Origin of the sequence: Vibrio methylphosphonaticus, assembly GCF_023634655.1 — a bacterium.
Taxonomy (GTDB): Bacteria; Pseudomonadota; Gammaproteobacteria; order Enterobacterales; family Vibrionaceae; genus Vibrio; species Vibrio methylphosphonaticus.
In genome coordinates, this window is sequence record NZ_JAMKMS010000016.1 from 72,005 (window position 1) to 94,631 (window position 22,627).

The window sequence follows — 22,627 nt, forward strand, 5'->3', positions numbered from 1 at the left end:
TATGTTTGGATTTCTGCGATCAACAACATCAAAGCGTCATACGCTAAGTCACAATGAGATCAACCAGAGTTATCGTTACTGGCGTCTTCATATCATGATAGGGATGTATGTGGGTTATGCTGGGTTTTACTTCACCCGTAAAACCTTTAACTATGCAGCGCCAGCAATGATCACTGACCTTGGCTTAGACAAAGGCGATATAGGCTTAATTGGTACGCTATTTTATCTCTCTTATGGCTTATCTAAATTTATTTCCGGCACGATATCTGATCGCTCAAATCCGCGGTACTTTATGGGGTTTGGCTTAATCGCGACTGGGCTAATAAATATCGCTTTCGGTTTTTCGAGTTCGTTGGCGGCTTTTATCTCGCTGTGGGTACTTAATGCATGGTTCCAAGGTTGGGGCTGGCCCTCATGCTCGAAGCTATTGACGACTTGGTATTCTCGTTCTGAAAGAGGGTTTCGTTGGGCCATATGGAATACCGCACATAATGTCGGTGGTGCGCTTATCCCTATTCTTGTGGGTTACCTTACTCTTCAATTTAGTTGGCGAGCAGGGTTTATCTGGCCGGGGGTGATTGGCGTTTTCGTTGGTCTTATCGTCTGTTGGCGCTTACGTGATAAGCCCACCACCATGGGGCTTCCTACGGTAGGGAAGTGGCGCAATGACCCTCTCGAATTAGCGCAAGAGCGCCACGGACAAGGACTCAGTTATCGGGAAATATTGAAAACCTATGTATTCAGCAACAAATACATTTGGTTGCTCGCTTTCAGCTATGTACTGGTTTATATCGTAAGAACCGCCGTTAACGATTGGGGGAACCTCTATTTAACCGAAGAACACGATTACAGTTTGATTAACGCAAATGCTGCGTTATCTCTGTTTGAAGTTGGCGGCTTCGTGGGGTCACTCGTTGCAGGCTGGGGCTCAGATAGGCTGTTTGCCGGTAATCGTGGACCCATGAACATTTTGTTTGCCATTGGCGTTTTCCTCTCAGTCTCAGCGTTATGGCTTATGCCGTTGACCAACTTTGTCTTTCAAGCGGCCGGGTTATTTTGTGTTGGCTTTTTTATTTTTGGTCCTCAAATGTTAATCGGTATGGCTGCTGCTGAATGTTCACATAAAGACTCAGCTGGCGCTGCGACAGGCTTTGTTGGCTTATTTGCTTATATGGGGGCGGCACTTTCGGGCTACCCATTGGCGCTCGTTCTAGAAACCTACGGCTGGAGTGGTTTCTTTATTACCATTTCTACGTGTGCTGCCGTTATCGGGCTTCTTTTACTGCCTTTCTTACAAGCACAGTTACCTCAAAAAAGTACAGAGATTCAGGCCGGCTTGTGAGGGGTCTTTCGGTCAATAAGATAGCGACGCACTTTATCGAGCGCTATCTTGTTTCAGTATCTCCCATCGATAAAATCCAAATGTGATTCTATTCACGCTTTTTAGCTATCTTATTCGTTTCTAAGAATTTTTCCTATTGCCTCTAAGACCTCCTCTCATGTGAGTTCTCACCTCTCTCTGTAGCCTTTCTGATCATTCATCGCCATCAGAAACGTGCTCTCTTGAATTATTTCAAAGAGTTCACTATGGAAAATCTCATGTCACCTAGCCATTTATCAGAACACTCCTTTTTCCCTATGCAAAACACCATACAAAACTATGCATGGGGAAGTATTTCTTCAATGCGCGAACTGTTTGGCTTTAAAAATGAGTTACAAGAACCACAAGCTGAAGTATGGATGGGATCTCATCCTAAAGGGTGCTCAATGGTCACTGTTGACCAACACTTGATCTACCTATCTGAACTTATTAACAAGAATAAGTCTGCATATCTATCAACCGATATCGCACAAGAATTTGGCGAACTGCCATTCTTATTTAAGATTTTAGCGGCAGAAAAGGCACTATCTGTTCAGGTACACCCTAATAAACACCAAGCTGAGATAGGTTTTGCAAAAGAAGAACAGGCAAAAATCCCTCTCACCGCAGGACATCGCAATTACAAAGATTCGAACCATAAACCTGAATTGGTTTACGCAATTTCAGAATATAAGGCGATGAATGGTTTCCGAGAATATAGCGAGATAATAGCCTTGTTCCGACAAGTGAATTGTTGTGAGCTTTCTGACTTGGTTGAAGACTTTGGCAACAACCTTGACGCTAAAGGCTTAGAAACTTTTTTCCATCACCTATTAACGCTAAATGAACAAGCGAAACACAGAGCATTAAAGCAATTACTGACTTATGCCGCCACCCACCAAGAACAAGTCGAATGCGCGTTAGTCATAGAACTTAGCCACCAGTACCCCAACGATATTGGGCTATTTTCAGCTCTACTGCTTAATTTGATTACATTGCAACCAGGTGAGGCGATGTATTTGAATGCGAACACTCCGCACGCTTATATTAAAGGAACCGGTTTAGAAATTATGGCCAATTCAGACAACGTATTACGTGCTGGATTAACACCCAAACACATTGATGTGACCGAGTTGATCGCGTGCACTACATTCAGCCCCATACCCTTTAACCAGTTGTTACTCTCACCCTCACACACGGGTTCATGTGATCACTATGACATTCCAGTGAGTGATTTTAATTTCAATATATTTCATGGCCCTCAACAGGAACAAGTACTCACTAGCAGCGCCGAAATAGTAATGGCAATCGATGATGACCTAACGCTGACGAGTCATAAAGGTGAGCGCTTGTCTCTAACCAAAGGGCAATCCGTCTTTATCCCTGCTTACATTGGCCATTACGTGATGAGCAGTAATGGACGAGTCGCGAGAGCGTTCAACTAAGCGCGTGGCTCAGAACCAAAATCCACAAGATGGCACCAGTGCGATGAATCCGTATCAGAGATGGAAAAGCAATAAACAATAAGCAATTACTCAGCTTTTTTGACACCAACACACCTTTCCAGCCCAATAACATTGACCTCTCAATCGGGCGTGGGACAATGCCTTGTAGCCGATAAACTCACCGCTAATGTTCGCCTATGGCTAAGCAAGGCAGCAAAACAATAACCAAACTTAAGGTGCGCTTTCATGCTGAATTTAGACAAATACCAAGGCATCATTTTTGACCTAGACGGCACGTTGGTTAATTCAATGGTCGCGCATGCAACAGCATGGGAGTCTACCTGCCGAGCGTTCAATATTCCGTATGATAAAGAATGGCTCGATCAACTCGGGGGGATGCCCTCACGTAAGGTGACACTAGAAATCCTCAAACGCTATACCCTTGATCTCGATGCCCAAGCCATTACCAAACATAAAGTTAAAGTGTTTGAAGACATTGAGAACAAAGGCGATATCATCCCGAAGATCTACAAGATCCTGAAAGAAAATTACAAAAACAAACCGATTGGCATTGGCACGGGTGCACAATACAAACACGCCAAAGAAATACTCGACACCACAGATATTCTCAGCATGGTTCAGGTACTCGTCACCTCTGACGACGTGATAAACCATAAACCCAATCCAGATACCTTTGAAAAAGTCGCCCAGCAATTATCTTTACCTGCGTCAGGCTGCGTGGTGTTTGAGGATACGACTATTGGGAAACAAGCGGCGAATCGAGCTGGGATGGACTGTTATTTAGTGGCACAAGGCGAGATTATTGACTTCTTTCCTGCTAGCAAAGCATCGATGTAAATACCCTCTTTCACCCCAAACAATCCACAGCATGATAAAAGGAAGACCCTGTTTTCCTTTTATCATAATGCCTATTTCTCACTATTATTCTGAGTTGATTCCACGCCGCCCCACCGTGTAATAAAACTACAGATTGCATTGACCGATGTCACAATTAGGTTCATAATTAGCCATAGATCACACAATTAATGAGAATAAACGTATGAATACTACAGCTATCACCAATGACATTGCGGCTTCTCAATCGGCTCAACTGCCAGCTTCATCTTTGGCTTCTGAAGTGCTATTTTTCGTAAAATCAGGTGTTGCGATGACAGCCATGGTGTTACTACTCGCTTCAGCTTGGGTTTAATTTCACGCCCAATGCCGCATTAAGTGTGATCAGTGGCGACACTTGCCACTGACAGCTTATCCCTTCGAAACACGCTTCCTTGTGGTTTGAACTTTTGCCTGAACTGCAGTCTGGAAAAATAGCCCTATCATTAATAAGTAACTGATTGCGGGCACCCAATAACTAACACTGAGTCCCACACGATCCACCATTGTCGCTTGCGCGAGCGGTAATAACGCCCCCCCAATGGAACACATAATTAATATCGCTGCTCCTTGCGAGCTGTATTGTTTTGCCGCGCTCAGTGCTCGTGCATAAATGATCGGATAAAGCGTTGAATTGCATAACCCCACACCAATTAGTACATAGCCAATGATCACATCGGTGATCAACATTGCCAATAAACAGATCATTATCGATAAGCTGCACATGATGATAAACAGGCGTAAGCTATTGATTCGCGAACCATACTTAGCAAACATAAATCGCCCTACAAACATCAATGCCCAGTAGCCCGCTATAATTTGCGTTGCTGGTACCAGTCCGAGATCACCATAGTCTGCATCGGCTAAATATGTAATGGTAAACGTACCAAAACACACTTCGACCCCAATATATAACGCAGAACCAGCGCCAATTTCATAAAGTCAGCCTGCTTAACGAGCTCACAAAGCCCCTTCCAAAACCCGCGACGAACATTAGGTTGAATATCAGGTAAGTCGATCGCGCGAAAATAAATGATCAGGATAAGGAAAAACAGGCCAATACACAGAAACAACATCGAAATTTGTTCCGCAGTCTCGACGTATCCTAAGCTACTCGCGACGATGATCACCGCACTTAATGCAATGGGTCCCAGTACTGTACCGATAGAATTGGAAGCCGTCGCAATACTTTGACGGTGAATACTTTTTTCCGGTGCAGCCAGCAGTGACACATAAGGTGAACTCACCACTTGGATGGCGGAGATACCTGATGCCATGATGAAAATACCCATTAATGTCAGTATTAACTCTTGCGATCGAACCAAATATGCCATCACTAAACAGCCGAAAAAACACCACAGCAGACAATACTGAAGAGTGGCTTTGTAACCTATTTTTGCCATCACAAAGGAGGTGGGGAGCGATACCGCGATACGAGAGATGAAGAATGCCATCGGAAACAACATCGCAGTTTGGTAATCCAATGAAAATACCGCTTTGTAGTGTGGAATAAGAGAATTACTGACAACCGTAATCAGTCCCCAAATAAAAAAAATCAACGATAGAAGCACTAACGCTGAATCTCTTTTGGCTAAAGAAGACATGCTGCACCTCGAAGGGTTTATCTAGGAAAATCAATTGATGACGGTAAGCCATAAAGAAAAAAAGCAGAAGGTAACCTTCTGCTTTCGTCTATGGCGACCATACTAGTCACGCACAAAGTTAATGTGGTGGACTCGGATATTGTACTTATCGATGATCGCTTTTGTGGCATGCATGCTTTTAATTCGAGCCTCTGATGCCAGAGCGGCGTCCATTGTGTCTTGATCAGCGTAGCTATGCTGCATCATCAACAATAGATGCTGAAGACCTTCTGCCTCAATCGCCTCTGGCTTGTTGAGGACCACACCTTGGTTATTCGGAAAGGTACGGATAATCGGCACCACTTCCTGTTCCATATACTGATAGAAATCTTGCTTTTGCGCGTCGGATAAATCGGCTTCAAAAAAAGCGGTTCTTAAAATTGTCATTGGTTCACGTCCGTTCAATCAAAAATAGGAAGGGGTTTACAACTCAAAACCAGCGTCATTCGCCAGGGTCTTCAGCTTCGCTTTCGCCTGCTTGATATCTTCTAACCAATTATCATTTTGAGCCCACATTTCAATCACAAGTGGCGCGCTATACTCGATTTCCGCTAGCGTCTTAAAGATGGCAGGGAAGTCTACCTGACCTTCGCCGATCACGAGATCTCGGAATTGACCTTTTGACGTTTCAGACACACGCAGCGTATCTTTTAGATGAACCTGAACAAGATGGTCACGGCTCAGTTTCAGCTCGGTACACACATCATAGTTCCAGCCTGTGATATTACCAACATCAGGGTAAGCCATGAAGTAAGGTGACGGGATTTCACGTTTCAGCACTTCAAATTTACTTAAAGAGTTGAGGTATGGCGTGTCCATAATTTCGACACCCAACATAATGCCGGCACGCTCTGCCATTTTTGTGGCTTGCTTCATGCCATCGATAAATCGACGATGGGTTTCTTCTGACTGAGGCTCATAGTACACATCGTAGCCCGCCATCTGTATGCAGCGAATACCCAGTTTATAAGCCAGTGCGATCGCTTTTTCCATAATCACTAAAGATTCATTGCGAACGGCTTCATCCATTGAACCAAACGGAAACTTACGGTGTGCACTCAAACACATGGACTGCAATGGTAAACCGTGTTTCTCACACAGATGACGCAGCGCATAAATCTCTTCATCAGACCAATCGAGACGAGCTCGTCGCTCATCCGTTTCATCCACCGAGATTTCGACGAAATCAAACCCGGCGTCTTTGGCGTGTAACAAGCGCTCTTCCCACGTCAGTGACGCTGGCATCGCTTTTTCATAAATACCTAATCTAAATTTGTTTTTTGAATCAAACATCTTTGTTCCTTTCGTAAAGTTGTTGTTCAATGCGGCCGGTGATGGCTTGTACTTTCTTTGCCAGCGCTTCATAGCCAAGCGCCTTCATTTTCGGTGTCAGCGAAGACACACTCACCGCATAGACTGGAGACTTATTCTTGTCAAAAATAGGGACAGCCACACATGAAATACCTGCCTCATTTTCTTCATCATCTAAGGCATAACCGCGTTCTTTAATATCATCGAGGACATCAAAAAATAATCCTCGCTCTAATATTGTGTTTTCTGTCAGCGGCTTCATGGTGCTGGCGTTACGCTGCCAATAAGCTTCTCGCACTGCATCAGAACTAAAGGCTAAATAACACTTACCCGCGGCTGAGCAATACATTGGTGAATGCAGCCCTACATAAGTTCGCGTTCGAAATGACGCGTCCGCTGGCTCAAATTTATCTTTGAAAATGATGTTATCCGCATCAAAAGACAGGAAGTTAACCGTTTCATTAACATCGGTCAGAAGTTCAGCAAGGTAAGGTTTCACAACCCCTGTGACGTCGGAGTTAATCGCGGCATGACCAAGATGCACGAGCTTCATGGTTAAGCGATACTCTTTGCCTGAACACATTTGAGCAACATAGCCAGAGGCTTCAAAGGTCGCTAAAATTCGATGGATAGATGATTTATTAAATCCCGTCCCTTCAGATATTTTTTGCAATGAGACACCATTTGGGTAATCACCCAAAAACTCAAGTACGGTCAAAGCTTTAGACAACGATTTAATTTGTTCACTCATATGTGTTCTACCAGTGCTTTCCTATTTCGGAATGAAAAGTCTCTGCAATCTCACCACCATTTTCTCCCGCTAATGCTCTACCTGCGATAAACGCTTTAGCGGAAAGATGTTTAAACAAATGCAGATCCTCTGGAACAATACCACCAGTTATCGATAGTTCAATTCCAAGCTCTGATAATTTATGCATTTTTTCTAAATCTGCTTCTGTCCAATTGACTCCGGCCAACTCAGCGTCACGCGAACGGTGGTAAATCGCTTGGGTAATGCCCATATCGACCCAAGCTTTAGCATCTTCAAATGTCCAATGCCCATACAGCTCAATTTGCACCTCACCATTGAATTCATCCGTGACTTTTTTTGCTGCTCGGATGGTTTCAATATGTGCGGCAGCACTGACCGTCACCCAATTCGCCCCGGCTTCCATTGCAAGTCGAGATAAAATCGCACTGGCATCGGTAATTTTCATATCACAAACGATAATATGATCAGGGTATTTTTTTCTGAGAATACTGACACTCTCGACACCATGAGCAAACGCCAATATGGTGCCAACTTCGATAATATCCAGCTTTTCAGCAACGTGTTCTACGGAGGCTAACGCGGTTTCAATATCCGTTGCGTCTAGCGCCATTTGTAGTAAAGGTTTAGACATCGAACTCATCCTCAAATTGTTTAAATAGTTGCACTAAACGCTGATACTTTTGGTACTTACCTTGGTAGCGCTCAAAATTGTCTTTATTAGGTTCAACTCGTGATGACATGACGCCAAGAGATTGGCTGCAGTCTGCCAATGAAGAAAACTCACCTGATCCCACCATCGCAACCATCGCTGCCCCTAACGATCCGGTTTCATCCACGTCTGAAATTTCAACGGTCATACCGGTTAAGTCGGCTAACATTTGCATCCATATTGGGCTTGATGCTGGACCGCCCGTCACTTTAAGTACACTGGCATTTGGGAATCGAACCCTCATACGCAGCAAGTGAAGGTTGTGACAAAACAAGATACCTTCCCAGATAGCTTGTATAAGATGACCTTTGGTATGATGCGACTGAAGACCATAGAATCCAGATTTCAAACCTAGACCTTGATTTGACCCATACAGGAAAGGCACAAAGAAAACACTGCTGCTCGCAGGCTCAAGTTCTGCCACCAAGCTTTGATTCGCCGAGTGATCCAATTGACCACCTTCACCAAGGTAATCAGCAAACCACTCATAGTTGCCAGCGGAAGTGGGGCTCGCTTCATGGACAATGTACTCACCGTCCACAGCATAGTGCCCATAGACAAAGTTATGCGTCTCTTGCGTGACCTGATTTGTGATCCCAGAAGTGACAGACCATGTGCCCATGACGTAGTTGAGTGTGTCTTCGTTTGAATTAATGCCAGAACAAATCGCGGTGGATACCACATCAAAGAGCCCGCCAAAGACAGGAGTACCTACCGCTAAACCCGTTTCTCTGGCAACATCTTGGGTAATTTTCCCTGCGGGCTGATCCGAACCAACCATCGCGGGTAACGCATCCCAAACCTCTTCAATACCAAACGTTTCCAGTAAGGCTTTGTCGTACTCGCCTGTTATCGAGTTAAAAAAATTACTTTCCGACATATTGGTCACTTCCGCGCCAACTTCACCAGTCAGTCGATAGCGCAGATAGTCATGCGCCATCATGATGGCACCGATGTTGGCGTAGCGCTTAGCGTCATTCTCTTTTATCCAACGGATAATCGATACGGGGTGACCTGTCCATAACGTTTGTAATGTGGTGGGATAAATTTCTTGAGCTTTGCCCTGCGCAAGCCATTCTTTCACGATAGGCAATGAGCGAGAGTCGGAAGACATAATCCCGTAACCTAGGTTTTCGCCCTGCTTGTCTAGTAGGTAAACCCCTTTACCTTGCGCTGAAATACTAATGCCTTTGATTGTGGTCGCGTCGATAGCTGTTGTTTCAATAAGCTGCTTAATGACCGTTACCGCATTGCCCCACAGCGCGTCCAGATCCCGCTCTACCCAACCTTGTTTATCATTAATGACACTTGCAGAGACTCGAGCTAAACCATGCTGAACCCCTTTAGCATCAAAGAGGGCGGCTTTCATAAACGTGCCGCCAGAATCAATTCCGATGTAGTAGTTCATGATTTCACTTCCAACAAATCATTGTGAATTTTGACGACGAGTTTACGTACAACACCACCGGTGCCATTTTCAATGTTGGTCACGTGAACCACGTTCGGCGTGAAGAGATAAAACTGCTGTGGACTGGCTTCAATGAAATTCAATTGAATATCATCAGGCTGGTAGAATTGCAGATCACGATCATCATTATAAGCGGCTGCATTTTTGTGCTGTCCAGAATCCAAAGACCACGCCATGGTTTCTGAACCTCGTAATACTATCTGCAAGTCAGAGTGGTACTTGTGGACCTCTGGCTGAAAATTTTCAAGCGGCTCTTTTTTATATTCCAGGACAACAAACCACGCTTGCTTACTGTCAACATTAGGGATGTCGTGACGACCTAACTCTAATGCATCGAGATCAATGCTATTTAAATACCCAAGGATATCTTGTACAGCCTGCGGGTACGTGGTTGTGATAAATTGCTTTTGGGTCGTTCCAACTAACATAAAACTTCTCTATTAAAATAGGCGCTGTAAAAGTGTGGCGAGACCAGATTCGTGGTCGTTATTATTGTCTGTCACCAGATTCGCGGCATCTTTGACGGTCTGATCGGCATTGTTCATTGCGATCCCTAAACCCGCTAGCGTCAACATTGAAATGTCATTGTGGTTATCCCCCACTGCCACGCACTCCTCTAAGGTAATGCCCAACGTTTGAATATACTGGGTCAGTGCGTTGCCCTTGCTGTTACCCGCGGCAGAAAAATCGACGCGATCAACCCAAGAACGCTCACCATTAAAATGCGTATCAATACATTCAAGCGTTGAAAATGCGTCGATGTCGCCACCTTCTACGACGAACTTCCACACATATTCCGTTGCTTCAAGTTCAGCCTTAAAATCGTCTACGCGTTGAATATTAGGCTGAGTGCCCTCTGGAAATGATTGAGCCCAAGCGGACAATGCCTCCATATACGCGATAGGTCGCTTGTTTGAATAGAGCATCGCATCTCGAACATACATCACCATTTTCAGGTCGTGCTGTTCAGAAAGCTGTATAAATTCGCTCGCCCGCGCTTTAGTGATGGCGTTTTCTTTGATAACGCGGTCATTGGCATAGTCAAAAATATAGGTGCCGTTACAACAAATAATTGGCGTGCTCAAGCCTAGCTGCTCGTAATAGGGTTTTGCAGCCACATGATGTCGTCCAGTCACGATCACAACATGCGTTTTCTTAGCCAGATGCTGAATGGCCTCAACCAGTGGCGCACTGATTGTGTGCTGTGAATTTAGCACCGTGCCATCAAGATCCAACGCCAATAATTTATGCATTGCAGACGTCCTTATTTCTGACCGTAGTATGAGTCTTTACCGTGTTTACGGTTATAGTGCTTATCTAAAAGCTCCGGCTGAATCGCCGCTTCGGGGCTAATAGAGCGCGTGGCCGTCGCCATCGCAGCAACCTCTTCCATTACGACCGCATTATGCACCGCGTCAGAGCCATCTTTACCCCATGTAAATGGAGCATGTCCGGCAATAATCGCACCAGGCATAGCTTGAGGGTCTATATGACGTTTAGTGAATTCTTCGATGATTACCAAGCCGGTATTCTTTTCGTAATCCGTAGTAATTTCTTCATGAGTAAGCTGACGAGTACACGGCACATCACCGTAGAAGTAATCCGCATGCGTGGTACCGAGTGCAGGAATGTCTTTGCCTGCTTGCGCCCAAATCGTTGCATTACGAGAGTGTGTATGGACAATACCGCCAATGTTTGGAAACGCTTTGTAGAGTTCTATATGTGTCGCAGTATCGCTTGAAGGGTTGAGATCGCCTTCAACACGGTTTCCTTCTAGATCAACGATAACAATGTCATTTTCGCTCATCACATCGTATTCCACCCCAGACGGCTTTATCGCGATGACGCCATTCTCTCTGTCAATTTCCGATACATTTCCCCAGGTAAATGTCACCAGACCATATTTAGGGAGTTGCAGGTTTGCCGCCAATACGCGCTGTTTTAATTCTTGATACATAATTGTCTACCGAAAGTGCAAATAGATGGGAAAGAAGCGTTGTTATGAATAGATTGCCTAACGGCTTGGCTAAGCAACCTATCCTTTCACCAGTGACGATTCATTGAACCGTCACTGTCATTTCTGTAGCAATTACTGAGCTGCGACTTCAATTTTCTTAATCATGTCGTCGCCGTTTTTCGCTACAAACGCCTTCCAAACTGGCTTAATCGCTGCTTGGAATGCTGCGCCATCCACATCACGGTTCACTTCCATACCGCCCGCTTGTAGGTCCGCAATCATCTTGTCTTCTTTGGCAATACTCAGCTCACGCTGCATCGCAACCGCTTCTGCTGCCACTTCCGTGATGATTTTCTGCTCTTCATCGCTCAGCTTATTGAACTTTTTAAGGTTCATCGTCAGAACAAGAGGAGAGTAAGCGTGTTGAGTCAAGCTTAGGTACTTTTGTACTTCGTTAAACTTGAACGAAAGAGTCACACTAATTGGGTGGTCTTGAGAATCAACAACCCCCGTTTCCAACGCGGTATAGAGCTCAGAGACTGGCAGTTGTTGTGGGTTCGCACCCAGTTCATTGAACATATCATTCAGTGCTTTAGAACCATTAACTCGCATCTGTAGACCTTTCACGTCACTTGGAACGCGAATTGGTTTTTCGTTGTTGGTCATATTGCGGTAGCCATTTTCTGGATAACCCAAACCTTTAAGACCGAACGCTTCGAGGCTAGTCAGCACCTCTTTTCCTGGTTCGCCATCTAATACTTTGTATGCGGTTTCACGATTAGGGAACATGAAAGGAAGAGTGAAAGCCGCAGACTCTGGTAATAGGCCGTTATAGTTATTCAAGCCCACCATTGCAAAATCAACAATGCCTGCACGAGAGCCATCGATCATCTGCTTATCACTGCCGAGCTGACCTTGCGGGTAAATATTGACTTTAATATCGCCGTTCGTACGCGCTTCCACTTCTTTCTTGAAGAACAGAGACAGATCTTGCTGCAGATCGGATTCTGGAGCCGCGTGAGCGAGTTTTAATGTGGTTGCCGACATAGCAGTTGAACTCATTGCGATTGCCGATGCTACCAGTGCTACTTTGAATAGGGATTTCATTATTATTTTCTCCATCGAGGGTTAACCAATGACAAACGACATTGGCACAGTGATAATGCTTGGGAATATGACAAACAATGCGAGTAGCACCATGTAGGCACCAATGAATGGGAGGACCCCTTTCACTGCTGTCGACATCGGTACCCGAGCTACACCACAAACTACGTTTAGAACAGTGCCTACAGGAGGCGTGATTAGGCCAATTGAACAGTTAATGACAAACAACAGACCGAAATACGTCGGATCAATACCCGCCATTTTGATAACAGGCATTAACAAAGGAACAAGGATTAGAATCGTTGGGCTCAAATCCATTACCATGCCGACACACAGCACGAGCAACATAATGACTGCCATTAATAGACGTGGACTGTCTACTAGTGGACCTAACATCTCAGCCAATTGCTGTGGCAATTGAGCCACCGTAATCAGCCAAGCGGCAACCATGGCACAACCGACTAAGAACATGACCATCGCTGTCGAACGACCCGCATTGACGACAATGTGGTAGAAACGTTTAATAGTCAGTTCACGATAAACGAACGTTGAAATAAAGATGGCATACGTTGCGGCAACGACTGCGGCTTCTGTTGGTGTGAAGATACCAAAGCGAATTCCGACAATGATGATGACTGGCAACATAAGTGCCCAAATACCATCTTTCAACGCCGCCCGTTTTTCTGCTTTTGTTGCTTTTTCTGCGGTCTCTAGGTTTTCTTTACGAACGGTCCAACGCCAAACAAACATCAGCGTCATGCCCATTAGTAAGCCCGGTACGATACCGCCTAGGAACAAGTTCTTAATGGAGATACCACCCGCCACACCAACAAGAATCAGCGGAATAGACGGTGGAATAACTGGCGCAATAATACCGCCAGAAGCCAATAGACCCATCGAGGGTGCCTCTGGGTATTTTGCCGCTTTCATCATTGGGTAGAGAATACTGACCAGTGCCGCTGCATCAGCTACCGCCGACCCTGACAATCCCGCCAATAACACAGAAGTCATGATCGCAACGTAGCCTAGACCACCTTGGCGATGCCCCACATACGTTGTCGCAAGACGAACAATTCGTTGTGACAAACCACCGGAAGCCATCACTTCACCGGCAATTAAGAAAAACGGAATTGCCAGTAAGGTAAAGCTATCAACACCATTAATTAACGACTGCGCAAGAATGTCTGCACTGAAAAAATCCATGTGAAGCATCAATGCCATTGATGAAAGCAACAAGGCAAAGGCTACCGGAAGACCCAGTAAGATAGAGACAATCAATACTGCTAAGAAAATGGCTAAAGTCATTATTCTTTCTCCTCATCTATATCCAGTTGCCATTCTGGTTTAAAGATTCGCACTAAAGCAATAACCCCCATGAGGGCACCAGAAACAACACCAGCTAAATAGAACAACGCCGAAGGAAGCCCTGTCAGTTGCGAAATATCAGACCAATTCGACATCATTTGACGATAAGAGCCGACATAGAGCATGCCAACCGCTACAAGGATAATCGCCCAGCAAATACGTCTTAGCATCGGGACCGCTTTCGGAAGTAATTTTTCCGAAAACTCCGCCACCGCGAGGTGTTCACCTCGACGCAGCACTACGGCAGCACCGAGCATGACCACCCACACAAGACCTAGGCGAGATAGTTCAACAGAAGGACGTAATCCAGAGGAGAAGCCGTAACGTAGTACGACATTCGTAAAGACGAGGGCAACCATCGCGGTCAAAATGACCGCCATGATTACGTCAATACTATTCCAAATCCACTTCAATACACTTTGCATAAAGTTCTCCCGACCTTCGCTTCTACTACAGCGCAGTAATTTGGTTCCAGATATCTTCATGGACTTCGATACCACCTGCTTGAGCGTGCTTATCGATAAAGTTTTGAATCTCTGAACCTGCGATCATGACTGACCCCGTTTCTGCTGGCTCTGAAGCAAGCACGTAATCACGAATACGCTTCATTTCTTGAGCATATTGGCCTTTGTCCATGGTTTTGCTTAGGTCGATGGCGATAAGGAATTGAGAGACACCGAATTCGCCACCCATGTCTTCCGTCAGAGCAGGAACCGAGTTACCACCAGTAATTGCCGTTAGCATCATGTCGAGTACGATCGCCATTGAAGAGCCCTTCCAAAAACCCATTGGCAATAGACGCTTGTTTTCCCAAAGTACATGTGGGTCTTTGGTCAGTTCACCGTTATCATCAAAGCCACCCACGACAGGAAGCTCTTTGTCGGCCAGTACGAAGTTTTGTAGTTGTCCATACGAGAACTGTGTCATTGAGCAGTCAACCAATACCGGCGGATCGCCAGCAATGGCCATAATTAGCGGGTTTGAACCGACACGGTGATCCTTACCACCCCACGCAGGCATGACTGCAATAGAGTTTGTTGACGCAATACCCGCAAAACCTTCACGAGCCATTTTTAGAACATACGCACCACCACGCATCCAGTGGTTAGAGTTGCGCATTCCGACCATGCCAATACCGTACTCACGAGCAAGCTCCATTGCTCGTTCTGAACAAATCAAACCATTCAATACACCCGGACCAAAATTACAGTCCCATTGCTCCAAAGCACCCATGCTATTTACGCACTCTGGTAACTCATTGAGCTTAATTTGCCCTTTATCAACTTGCTCAATAAACACAGGAAAACGGTTGATACCATGAGAGTAAGTACCTTCATTGGCCATTTCGACAAAACCTGCAGCGAGTTTTGTTGCCATTTCAGGCTGCATATCACGAGCTAATAGGATTCTTTCATATTCGTTTTGAAGCTGTTCAATAGTGACTAAAGGCATTGCGCTCTCTCCGGTGAATTCCATAATACGGAATTAAGTGTTGATCAAATTCCATTTTATAACACTATGAAAAAGCTTTTTTTATGAAGCTGACCATAAATTTCACGTAAGACATTGTTTTTATTTAATTTAATATTTCAGCAACAAAATGTGACCAATGTTGCAAATATTTAATCAAAATCACCACTAATGATAAAATTACAAATAGGCATCACAGAAATTCATTGCTGGCTATGTTTTTACCTACCCAAATATAAGCAAGTAAGCACACAGCCACTTCACACGCATAGGGAGTATCAGAAAGGCCATGATTCACAAATAAATAAGAGAAGGGCGGTGATTAAGAAAACAGCATCACGCGTTTTCATCATGTTTAAACGAAGAAACTATGCAGATAGTAAGGATATTGCGACGCTTACCGCTTGTTTGAATGAACATTCACGCCCATATTAGTGAGGTAATTCATCATTCAATCATCAGGAGCCACCATGAAGGGCGTTATCTCCATTCAATCCCACGTTGTCTATGGTCACGCTGGAAACAGTTCAGCCACTTTTCCCCTGCAGCGAATGGGGTTTGAAGTTTGGCCTATTCATACCGTTCAGTTTTCAAACCATACGCAATATCAACAAGGTTGGACGGGACAAGCCTTTTCCGCCCAAGACATTGCTTCTTTGGTTGAGGGAATAGACAATATCGGCCAACTGGCCAATTGCGAAGCCGTGCTATCGGGCTATCAAGGCAGCGCCGAGCAATGCCTAGCTGTCATTGATGCAGTCAAAAAGGTCAAGGCACAAAATCCAGAAGCCATCTATGTTTGCGATCCTGTGATGGGTTCGCCAGAGAAAGGATGCATCGTACCAGCGGGAACCACAGAACACTTGGTTAAGCGCGTTATGCCTATGGCGGATGTGATCGTGCCGAATCAATTTGAATTAGGGCAGTTCGCCGACATGGCGATTCATAGCCTCGAAGATGCCGTCACAGCATGCCATAAAGCCTTAGCAAAGGGGCCAAAGATGGTACTGGTTAAGCACCTGCATAGTGTGTCGAATGAAAAGTTCACCATGATGCTCGCGACAGAGCAAGGTTGCTTCATTGCCCAGCGCCCGCATCTAGATTTTGATAAACAGCCAGTTGGAGTAGGCGATCTGATCTCTGCACTGTTTACTGCAGGTCTATTGAAAGGCTGGTCGCCAGAAAAGGCATTTGAGCATGCTAACAACGCCAGCTATGGCGTACTAAAAGAAACACAAAAGCGTGTGGAGTGGGAGCTACAAACCATTGCTGCGCAGCAAGAGTTCATTTCGCCAAGTGAGTGCTTTCCAATACAAGCAATCTAGTTCAACATTGCCTATAGCAGCATTCTACATAGCACCACTCAATGAGAGCGGTGCTATGGGGTGATAAAATTGGTTAAGTGTTAAGTGTTAAGTGTTAAACATGCTGCCCAGCCACAAACCCAGACGACCAGCACCACTGGAAGTTATAACCGCCCAGCCAACCAGTTACGTCCATCACTTCACCAATAAAGTACAAGCCAGACACGGATTTACACGCCATGGTTTTTGAGGATAAATGGTCGGTATTAACCCCGCCTAACGTGACTTCGGCCGTGCGATAGCCTTCAGTACCATTAGGCACAATTTTCCACTGCTCAAGCTGGCGAGTAATCTCAGCCATTTCTTTCGGGTTGAACTGCTTAAGCGGTTTATCGACAAACACTTTTCTTTCGATTAGCAATTCAACCAATCGTTTAGGTAGCACTCGGGCTAAGGTGTTTTTTAAGCTTTGATTTGGATGATTTTCACGAGTAGATGACAGTAACTCGTCCACATCAGAGTTTGGCACTAGGTTAACCGTGACAGGTTGCCCTGGTTTCCAGAACGAAGAGATTTGTAGTACAGATGGACCCGATAAGCCACGATGAGTAAACAGCAATGCTTCTTTGAACATTGTCCCGTCAGCCGCGGTAATCTCAGCAGGAATGGCAATCCCAGACAATTCGGCAAAATCTTCTTTGTCTTGTTTGTGCAGGGTAAACGGCACGAGACCGGCAGACGTTGAGATAACCTCTAACCCAAACTGCTCCGCCACTTTATAACCAAACGGGGTAGCGCCTAATTTCGGCATAGACAAACCACCAGTAGCAACAACCAATGAGTCACATTCAATGAGGGCGTTACCCGCATTGGCGCTGTCGGCGTGAAGAGAAAATCCACTGTCTGTTTTGGTAATGGAATGCACGTCCGTTTGGTACTGGAAGCGAATTGTCGGCAGGTCGCATTCATCCAATAACATTTTCACGATTTCTTTTGCTGAATCTAAGCAGAACAGCTGACCGTGATCGCGCTCTTCAAACTCAATGCCATGCTTACAAACCATTGAGATGAAATCCCAATGGGTATATTGCGATAACGCCGATTTCACGAAGTGTCGGTTCTGACATAGATAGTTACTTGGCGTCACATCATAGTTGGTAAAGTTGCATTTACCACCTCCAGAGATGAGAATTTTTCGACCTGGTTTCTTAGCATGATCGAGCACTAATACACGACGTCCGCGCTTGCCAGCTTCCGCTGCACACATGAGTCCTGCTGCTCCAGCACCAATCACCACCACATCAAATTTATTGCTCATAGCTTTACTCTACCGACACACAAAAAATGGAATCAACAAAAAAGGATGTGCCAAAGCACATCCTTATCTCTTATTGCTCGCCATTGTAGCGAGTCTTTTTGGTATTGCAATCTTTCGCGCCCTCGCAATCCCTGCGTAAATACTCAGGGGCTGCTCGGTTTTGTGACGTTCAAATCAACGTCATCCCCCAACTCTACAGCAAAAACGCCGCAAATAATGACACACCAGCCAATGCACATGACAAGACAAACAGTTCTCTCACTCGATTACATTTGGAAATAAACACTTCGTCATGGTGATGATAGTATTCCTTGGTTTTGAGATAGGAATACAAGCGAACCTGCTTGGTCATATTGCCGTGGGTGGTAAAAAAGCCACCGCCATCCACTTGCTGATAGAGCAAAGGGTGGGCTTCACGCATAATATAAATAAGTGAGCGTAGTGCAGTCAGATACCTGGCCATATTGACTGACGTAATGAGCATCAATGCTAGTAGAATAGTGTCGCCACTGATCATCTTTTCCTCCCTACCTCTTCCGAGATACCCAAGAGAAAAAGACGATCTAACGGCTTTTATCGCTGATGTTACACAGCGGGGGTACCCATAATGGAAGAAGAACCTTCTTTTGCTAACATGGCTAAATCTTTATCGATAAAGAACAGAGCCTGTCCGTTCTCACCAACGAGTTCTAGCTTATCTAAGATCCCTTTAAACAATTTTTCTTCTTCGTGCTGTTCAGCAACGTACCACTGAAGAAAATTAAACGTCGAGTAGTCTTGGGCTGAGAAAGCGACATGAGCGAGCTTGTTGATTTGCTCGGTAATCATTTGCTCATGCTCATACGTTTCACGAAAGACATCACCTAAACTGGTAAAATCATGTTTAGGGGCAGCAATCGCACCAAGAATAGGCAGTGCACCAGTCTCACTTACGTAAGTAAAAAGACGCTGCATATGCTCCATCTCTTCTACAGCATGCTTACGTAAAAATTCTGCTGCGCCTTCAAATCCTTTGTCTTCACACCAAGCACTCATTTGTAAGTATAGGTTGGATGAGAAAAATTCGAGGTTTATTTGCTCGTTTAGATGTTCAACCATTGCTTCTGAAAGCATGCTCTACTCCTAGTTTCATAGCTTCAATTAACGCTACTATAACATAACATTTTACGGAGTATTGCTTCATCCATCCATTCTTACCACTGAGTAAGACACGGCACTCTTAATTTCAGTCTAGAAAACTTGAGCGATTTTGCGCACTATTTATTGTCTTGAACTTGAGAAAATACTGAGGACATTCATGCGTAACAATGGGGAATTGAGATCATCTCAACACATTTTTTGCCGACACAATGCTATGTTATAACTAGAACTTACGTCAGGAGGAGTGCGTTATGGGCTATAAACATATCTTGGTCGCATTGGATCTCTCAGAAGAAAGTAAACTGCTTATCGATAAAGCGGTATGCCTAGCCAAGCCACTCAATGCTCAGGTATCTTTTATTCATATCGATGTGAACTATGCAGAGCTTTACACGGGTTTGATTGATCTCAATATGGCTGAAACCCAACATCAGGCAATGGAAGCGTCCATGCGGCAGCTAAAAGATTTTGCCGACTATGCTAACTACCCTATCAAGCATTCTTTGGTGGGAAGTGGCGATCTCAGCAACGAATTAACCGACACCATTGGAGAATTCAACGTTGACCTTGTCGTATGCGGTCATCATCAGGATTTTTGGAGCAAAATTTTATCGTCCACTCGACAGCTAATAAATACCACACCCGTCGACCTGTTAGTGGTGCCGATTAAAGACTAACCGTCTTCATCCAACAAGGCTTCCAATAGGAAGCCTTTCTTATCCGCCCACTTTCCTTGTTTTAAGGTGATATAATCACCATCCCATTCAAAACAAGTACTTAATCACTGTTATGAGTTACCTTTATTCCATCACCCTATTATGGGCCTTTTCCTTCAGCCTAATTGGTGTTTACTTAGCCGGTCAGGTCGATTCTTGGTTTTCGGTATTAATGCGGGTGGTCTTGGCCGCTGTCGTCTTTCTTCCATTCACCAAATTCAAGCACGTTCCCAAAACGTTGATGGCAAAGCTAATGGCGATCGGTGGGATACAGCTGGGATTAATGTATTGTTTTTATTATCAGTCGTTTTTGCTGCTGTCCGTACCCGAAGTGTTACTATTCACGGTATTTACCCCTATCTACGTGACGCTATTTTATGACCTACTCAAAGGTCGCTTTTCACCGTGGTACTTAGTGACGGCTGCCATCGCGGTTAGCGGCGCAGCCTTTATCAAATTCGCAGGCATCAATGATAACTTCTTAATGGGCTTTCTTGTGGTTCAGGGGGCAAACCTATGCTTTGCCATCGGACAGGTGAGTTATAAGTACGTGATGGAAAGTGAAACCATTGAGCTGCCTCAGCATTCTGTATTTGGCTATTTCTATCTTGGGGCTACGGTGGTTGCAACGATCGCTTTTACGATTTTTGGGAGCTTTGAAAAATTACCCACCACCATGACTCAATGGGGCATTTTGATTTACTTAGGTACGATTGCTTCTGGCTTAGGGTACTTTATCTGGAATAAGGGGGCATGCTCTGTCAATGCGGGCGCACTGGCGGTGATGAATAACCTACTGGTCCCTGCCGGCTTGATCGTCAATATCGTGATTTGGAACCGAGATGTCGACATGCCAAGGTTGCTGATTGGTGGGGGAATTATTTTACTATCTCTGATCGTCAACGAGCGCTGGGTTAAACCTCGCGTAGAAGCGCAGTACCGCAACCAGTCCTAACGACGCAGGTGCGGGTTCGCCTTTCTTTTTGCACAACATAACGTGGATTTTGTACAGCAAAATAACCTTTATGGAAAAGAGTGCTGTACAGGAAGGCGTACAGCCCAATAGTGGGCTGTCGATTTACAAGATAGATGATTTTAGTGCAGCTGCTCGGGCTGCATTTTTTCTAACTGCTGGCTGACCACCATTTCTGCATGATGGTACTTTTGTTCAAGCTGACTTTGTTTACGCGCCAATTTTTGACTCTTCTTGATCACTTTTCGCAGTTTCTTCTGCATCTTGTCCTGTTTTTTGAGTGCTTTCTTCGCTCGTTTTAATGATTTTTTATCAATACTTTCCGGTTCATACATCATGACAACATTTGGCTCGGATTCCAGCGCTTCTGGAGCGGTCGCTTGTTCTAGAGTGATTTCTTCTTTTGTCATGCCCTCAAGTAACAGACCACACTTGAGTTTCTCTTTTGCTGGTTTGGCTTGGCAGCTAATAGGTGGGATCGCAGCTGGCTTACATAACGTTGACTTATCGGAAGATGAACGAGAGCAAGAGCGACACAAAAATTTAGGCTCAGAAACTAGGCGATGAATATCCCCTAAATTTGCATTGATGTCATGACGATTTAATTTACAAAGGCGCTTAGCCATACAACCCTCCAGCCAACCAAGATCCGAGAGAGCAACCAGCAGCTGCCACTCACAACAACGAATAATAATGATTCTTAGTTAGATATACAGCCTAATGAGACCGGTGACAAGTAACTTACGCAAGTTACATGGAGGGTTTTAGTAACAAAATAAGCCGAGTTAGGTTTAACTCATTGATGCGTTGACATAAACATCAAAACGATTTTTTTTGGTTTCAATCGCCATTGTCGGTTTTTTCTCATCCAGCCAATTCGCATAATCTGGACGCTTTACCACGACACGCTTACTCGCTAATCGCAGTGCGGGTTCCAATAGCCCATCAGCATCCATATCCGCACCAACCAAAGATTGAAACACTCGCATCTCTTTTTTGACCAATGCGCTTTTTTTCTTGCTTTCAGGGTGCGGGTACATGGGGTCCAAATACACTACATCGGGCTGTTGAAAATCAGAGTCATCGGCAAGAACCGTTAACGCATCTAAACTTGAAGCATGAATCAGTGACATGCGCTCAGTCACCCACAAGCCGATCTCGGGATCTTGCTTAGCGCGCGCTAAACCATCATCAAGCAATGCGGCAACGACAGGGTGTCTTTCAACCATTTGCACTTTACAGCCAAGCGAAGCCAATACAAACGCATCTCGCCCTAGCCCTGCAGTGCCATCGAGGACGACGGGTGTCGCCCCTTTATTCAGCCCAGCAGCCTTTGCGATTGCCTGCCCTTTGCCACCACCAAACTTGCGACGGTGCGCCACCGCTCCGCTGGCCAAATCCACAAAAATAGCGCCCAATTTGGGTTCATCAAGTTTACGCAGCTCTAAGCGGTCTTCAGTCAGCACCAAAGCAAACTCACTGTCATCAGATGCGTCCAATCCCCAACGTTGTGCCAACTGGTCGAGTTCACTTTGGCGCGGGGAATATTCACAGATAAGTTGGATGTGCAAGGTTGGCTCCGAAAAGGTCTAAAGTAACGTTGCAAGTGTACATGAAGTCCATCTGTCTACCAATAAGCGTGATCCATACGCAGACGGCTCCAACATTTTAGTGCTAA

26 protein-coding genes are annotated in these 22,627 nt (G+C 45.0%); 7 read left to right on the forward strand and 19 right to left on the reverse strand.

Annotated elements, in window-relative coordinates; all coding sequences use genetic code 11:
- Nucleotide 1: 1 nt before the first annotated feature.
- The 4 genes from uhpC to M9196_RS17670 all read left to right on the forward strand — a co-directional run bounded on the left by uhpC (nt 2) and on the right by M9196_RS17670 (nt 4,015).
- Nucleotides 2-1,342: an MFS transporter gene (gene uhpC, locus M9196_RS17655; RefSeq protein WP_250618834.1), complete on the forward strand. Its 1,341-nt coding sequence runs from the start codon at nt 2-4 to the stop codon at nt 1,340-1,342.
- A 257-nt stretch (nt 1,343-1,599) separates the two neighbouring features.
- A complete protein-coding gene (gene manA / locus M9196_RS17660; protein WP_250618885.1) occupies nt 1,600-2,805 on the forward strand; it encodes a mannose-6-phosphate isomerase, class I in 1,206 nt (401 codons plus the stop codon).
- Nucleotides 2,806-3,051: 246 nt separating this feature from the next.
- Entirely contained in the window at nt 3,052-3,663 is a 612-nt protein-coding gene (locus tag M9196_RS17665) for a beta-phosphoglucomutase family hydrolase (protein WP_250618835.1), read from the forward strand.
- A gap of 202 nt (nt 3,664-3,865) precedes the next feature.
- On the forward strand, nt 3,866-4,015 hold the full coding sequence (locus M9196_RS17670; RefSeq protein WP_250618836.1) for a hypothetical protein: 150 nt from the start codon (nt 3,866-3,868) through the stop codon (nt 4,013-4,015).
- Between the two features lie 56 nt (nt 4,016-4,071).
- Here M9196_RS17670 and M9196_RS17675 read toward each other — a convergent pair whose 3' ends face one another.
- From M9196_RS17675 to yiaK, 14 genes are all read right to left on the reverse strand, one after another.
- On the reverse strand, nt 4,072-4,596 hold the full coding sequence (locus tag M9196_RS17675; RefSeq protein WP_250618837.1) for an MFS transporter: 525 nt from the start codon (nt 4,594-4,596) through the stop codon (nt 4,072-4,074).
- Nucleotides 4,563-5,303 carry an MFS transporter gene (locus M9196_RS17680; protein ID WP_250618838.1) on the reverse strand — a complete coding sequence of 247 codons (741 nt, stop codon included), beginning with the start codon at nt 5,301-5,303 and terminating at the stop codon, nt 4,563-4,565. Before M9196_RS17680 ends, M9196_RS17675 begins: the two co-directional genes overlap by 34 nt.
- A gap of 102 nt (nt 5,304-5,405) precedes the next feature.
- Nucleotides 5,406-5,729 (reverse strand): hypothetical protein, encoded by a 324-nt coding sequence (locus M9196_RS17685; protein WP_250618839.1) that lies wholly within the window; start codon nt 5,727-5,729, stop codon nt 5,406-5,408.
- A 36-nt stretch (nt 5,730-5,765) separates the two neighbouring features.
- Nucleotides 5,766-6,635 carry an L-ribulose-5-phosphate 3-epimerase gene (locus M9196_RS17690; protein WP_250618840.1) on the reverse strand — a complete coding sequence of 290 codons (870 nt, stop codon included), beginning with the start codon at nt 6,633-6,635 and terminating at the stop codon, nt 5,766-5,768.
- Nucleotides 6,628-7,404: an IclR family transcriptional regulator gene (locus M9196_RS17695; protein WP_250618841.1), complete on the reverse strand. Its 777-nt coding sequence runs from the start codon at nt 7,402-7,404 to the stop codon at nt 6,628-6,630. Before M9196_RS17695 ends, M9196_RS17690 begins: the two co-directional genes overlap by 8 nt.
- Nucleotides 7,405-7,411: 7 nt before the next feature.
- Nucleotides 7,412-8,056 (reverse strand): 3-keto-L-gulonate-6-phosphate decarboxylase UlaD, encoded by a 645-nt coding sequence (locus M9196_RS17700; RefSeq protein WP_250618842.1) that lies wholly within the window; start codon nt 8,054-8,056, stop codon nt 7,412-7,414.
- Nucleotides 8,049-9,542 carry an FGGY-family carbohydrate kinase gene (locus M9196_RS17705; RefSeq protein WP_250618843.1) on the reverse strand — a complete coding sequence of 498 codons (1,494 nt, stop codon included), beginning with the start codon at nt 9,540-9,542 and terminating at the stop codon, nt 8,049-8,051. Before M9196_RS17705 ends, M9196_RS17700 begins: the two co-directional genes overlap by 8 nt.
- Nucleotides 9,539-10,030 (reverse strand): YhcH/YjgK/YiaL family protein, encoded by a 492-nt coding sequence (locus tag M9196_RS17710; RefSeq protein WP_250618844.1) that lies wholly within the window; start codon nt 10,028-10,030, stop codon nt 9,539-9,541. The genes M9196_RS17705 and M9196_RS17710 overlap by 4 nt, the downstream gene beginning before the upstream one ends.
- 12 nt (nt 10,031-10,042) lie before the next feature.
- On the reverse strand, nt 10,043-10,855 hold the full coding sequence (locus M9196_RS17715) for a Cof-type HAD-IIB family hydrolase (RefSeq protein WP_250618845.1): 813 nt from the start codon (nt 10,853-10,855) through the stop codon (nt 10,043-10,045).
- Nucleotides 10,856-10,866: 11 nt separating this feature from the next.
- Nucleotides 10,867-11,559 (reverse strand): L-ribulose-5-phosphate 4-epimerase, encoded by a 693-nt coding sequence (locus M9196_RS17720; protein WP_250618846.1) that lies wholly within the window; start codon nt 11,557-11,559, stop codon nt 10,867-10,869.
- A gap of 132 nt (nt 11,560-11,691) precedes the next feature.
- Nucleotides 11,692-12,666 (reverse strand): TRAP transporter substrate-binding protein, encoded by a 975-nt coding sequence (locus M9196_RS17725; protein WP_250618847.1) that lies wholly within the window; start codon nt 12,664-12,666, stop codon nt 11,692-11,694.
- A gap of 21 nt (nt 12,667-12,687) precedes the next feature.
- Nucleotides 12,688-13,968, reverse strand: coding sequence for a TRAP transporter large permease subunit (locus tag M9196_RS17730; RefSeq protein WP_250618848.1), 1,281 nt, complete (start codon nt 13,966-13,968; stop codon nt 12,688-12,690).
- Nucleotides 13,968-14,453, reverse strand: a complete 486-nt coding sequence (locus M9196_RS17735; protein WP_250618849.1) for a TRAP transporter small permease — start codon at nt 14,451-14,453, stop codon at nt 13,968-13,970. The genes M9196_RS17730 and M9196_RS17735 overlap by 1 nt, the downstream gene beginning before the upstream one ends.
- 25 nt (nt 14,454-14,478) lie before the next feature.
- Nucleotides 14,479-15,480, reverse strand: coding sequence for a 3-dehydro-L-gulonate 2-dehydrogenase (gene yiaK / locus M9196_RS17740; protein WP_250618850.1), 1,002 nt, complete (start codon nt 15,478-15,480; stop codon nt 14,479-14,481).
- Between the two features lie 488 nt (nt 15,481-15,968).
- Between yiaK and pdxY the strand changes: the two genes are divergently transcribed.
- Nucleotides 15,969-16,823, forward strand: coding sequence for a pyridoxal kinase PdxY (pdxY, locus tag M9196_RS17745; protein WP_250618851.1), 855 nt, complete (start codon nt 15,969-15,971; stop codon nt 16,821-16,823).
- Between the two features lie 94 nt (nt 16,824-16,917).
- Here pdxY and M9196_RS17750 read toward each other — a convergent pair whose 3' ends face one another.
- The 3 genes from M9196_RS17750 to ftnA form a co-directional block, all read right to left on the reverse strand.
- Complete coding sequence (locus M9196_RS17750; RefSeq protein ID WP_250618852.1) at nt 16,918-18,120, reverse strand: BaiN/RdsA family NAD(P)/FAD-dependent oxidoreductase; 1,203 nt, start codon at nt 18,118-18,120, stop codon at nt 16,918-16,920.
- Nucleotides 18,121-18,313: 193 nt separating this feature from the next.
- Nucleotides 18,314-18,637 carry a universal stress protein UspB gene (gene uspB, locus M9196_RS17755; protein ID WP_250618853.1) on the reverse strand — a complete coding sequence of 108 codons (324 nt, stop codon included), beginning with the start codon at nt 18,635-18,637 and terminating at the stop codon, nt 18,314-18,316.
- A gap of 68 nt (nt 18,638-18,705) precedes the next feature.
- Nucleotides 18,706-19,233, reverse strand: a complete 528-nt coding sequence (gene ftnA, locus M9196_RS17760; RefSeq protein WP_250618854.1) for a non-heme ferritin — start codon at nt 19,231-19,233, stop codon at nt 18,706-18,708.
- A 278-nt stretch (nt 19,234-19,511) separates the two neighbouring features.
- Between ftnA and M9196_RS17765 the strand changes: the two genes are divergently transcribed.
- Entirely contained in the window at nt 19,512-19,937 is a 426-nt protein-coding gene (locus tag M9196_RS17765; RefSeq protein ID WP_250618855.1) for a universal stress protein, read from the forward strand.
- Nucleotides 19,938-20,049: 112 nt separating this feature from the next.
- Complete coding sequence (locus tag M9196_RS17770; protein ID WP_250618856.1) at nt 20,050-20,931, forward strand: carboxylate/amino acid/amine transporter; 882 nt, start codon at nt 20,050-20,052, stop codon at nt 20,929-20,931.
- Between the two features lie 140 nt (nt 20,932-21,071).
- On the opposite strand, the gene M9196_RS17775 is transcribed toward M9196_RS17770, so the two are convergent.
- Both M9196_RS17775 and M9196_RS17780 read right to left on the reverse strand, forming a co-directional pair.
- Nucleotides 21,072-21,575 carry a hypothetical protein gene (locus M9196_RS17775; RefSeq protein WP_250618857.1) on the reverse strand — a complete coding sequence of 168 codons (504 nt, stop codon included), beginning with the start codon at nt 21,573-21,575 and terminating at the stop codon, nt 21,072-21,074.
- A gap of 165 nt (nt 21,576-21,740) precedes the next feature.
- Nucleotides 21,741-22,520 carry a class I SAM-dependent methyltransferase gene (locus M9196_RS17780; protein ID WP_250618858.1) on the reverse strand — a complete coding sequence of 260 codons (780 nt, stop codon included), beginning with the start codon at nt 22,518-22,520 and terminating at the stop codon, nt 21,741-21,743.
- Between the last annotated feature and the right edge of the window lie 107 nt (nt 22,521-22,627).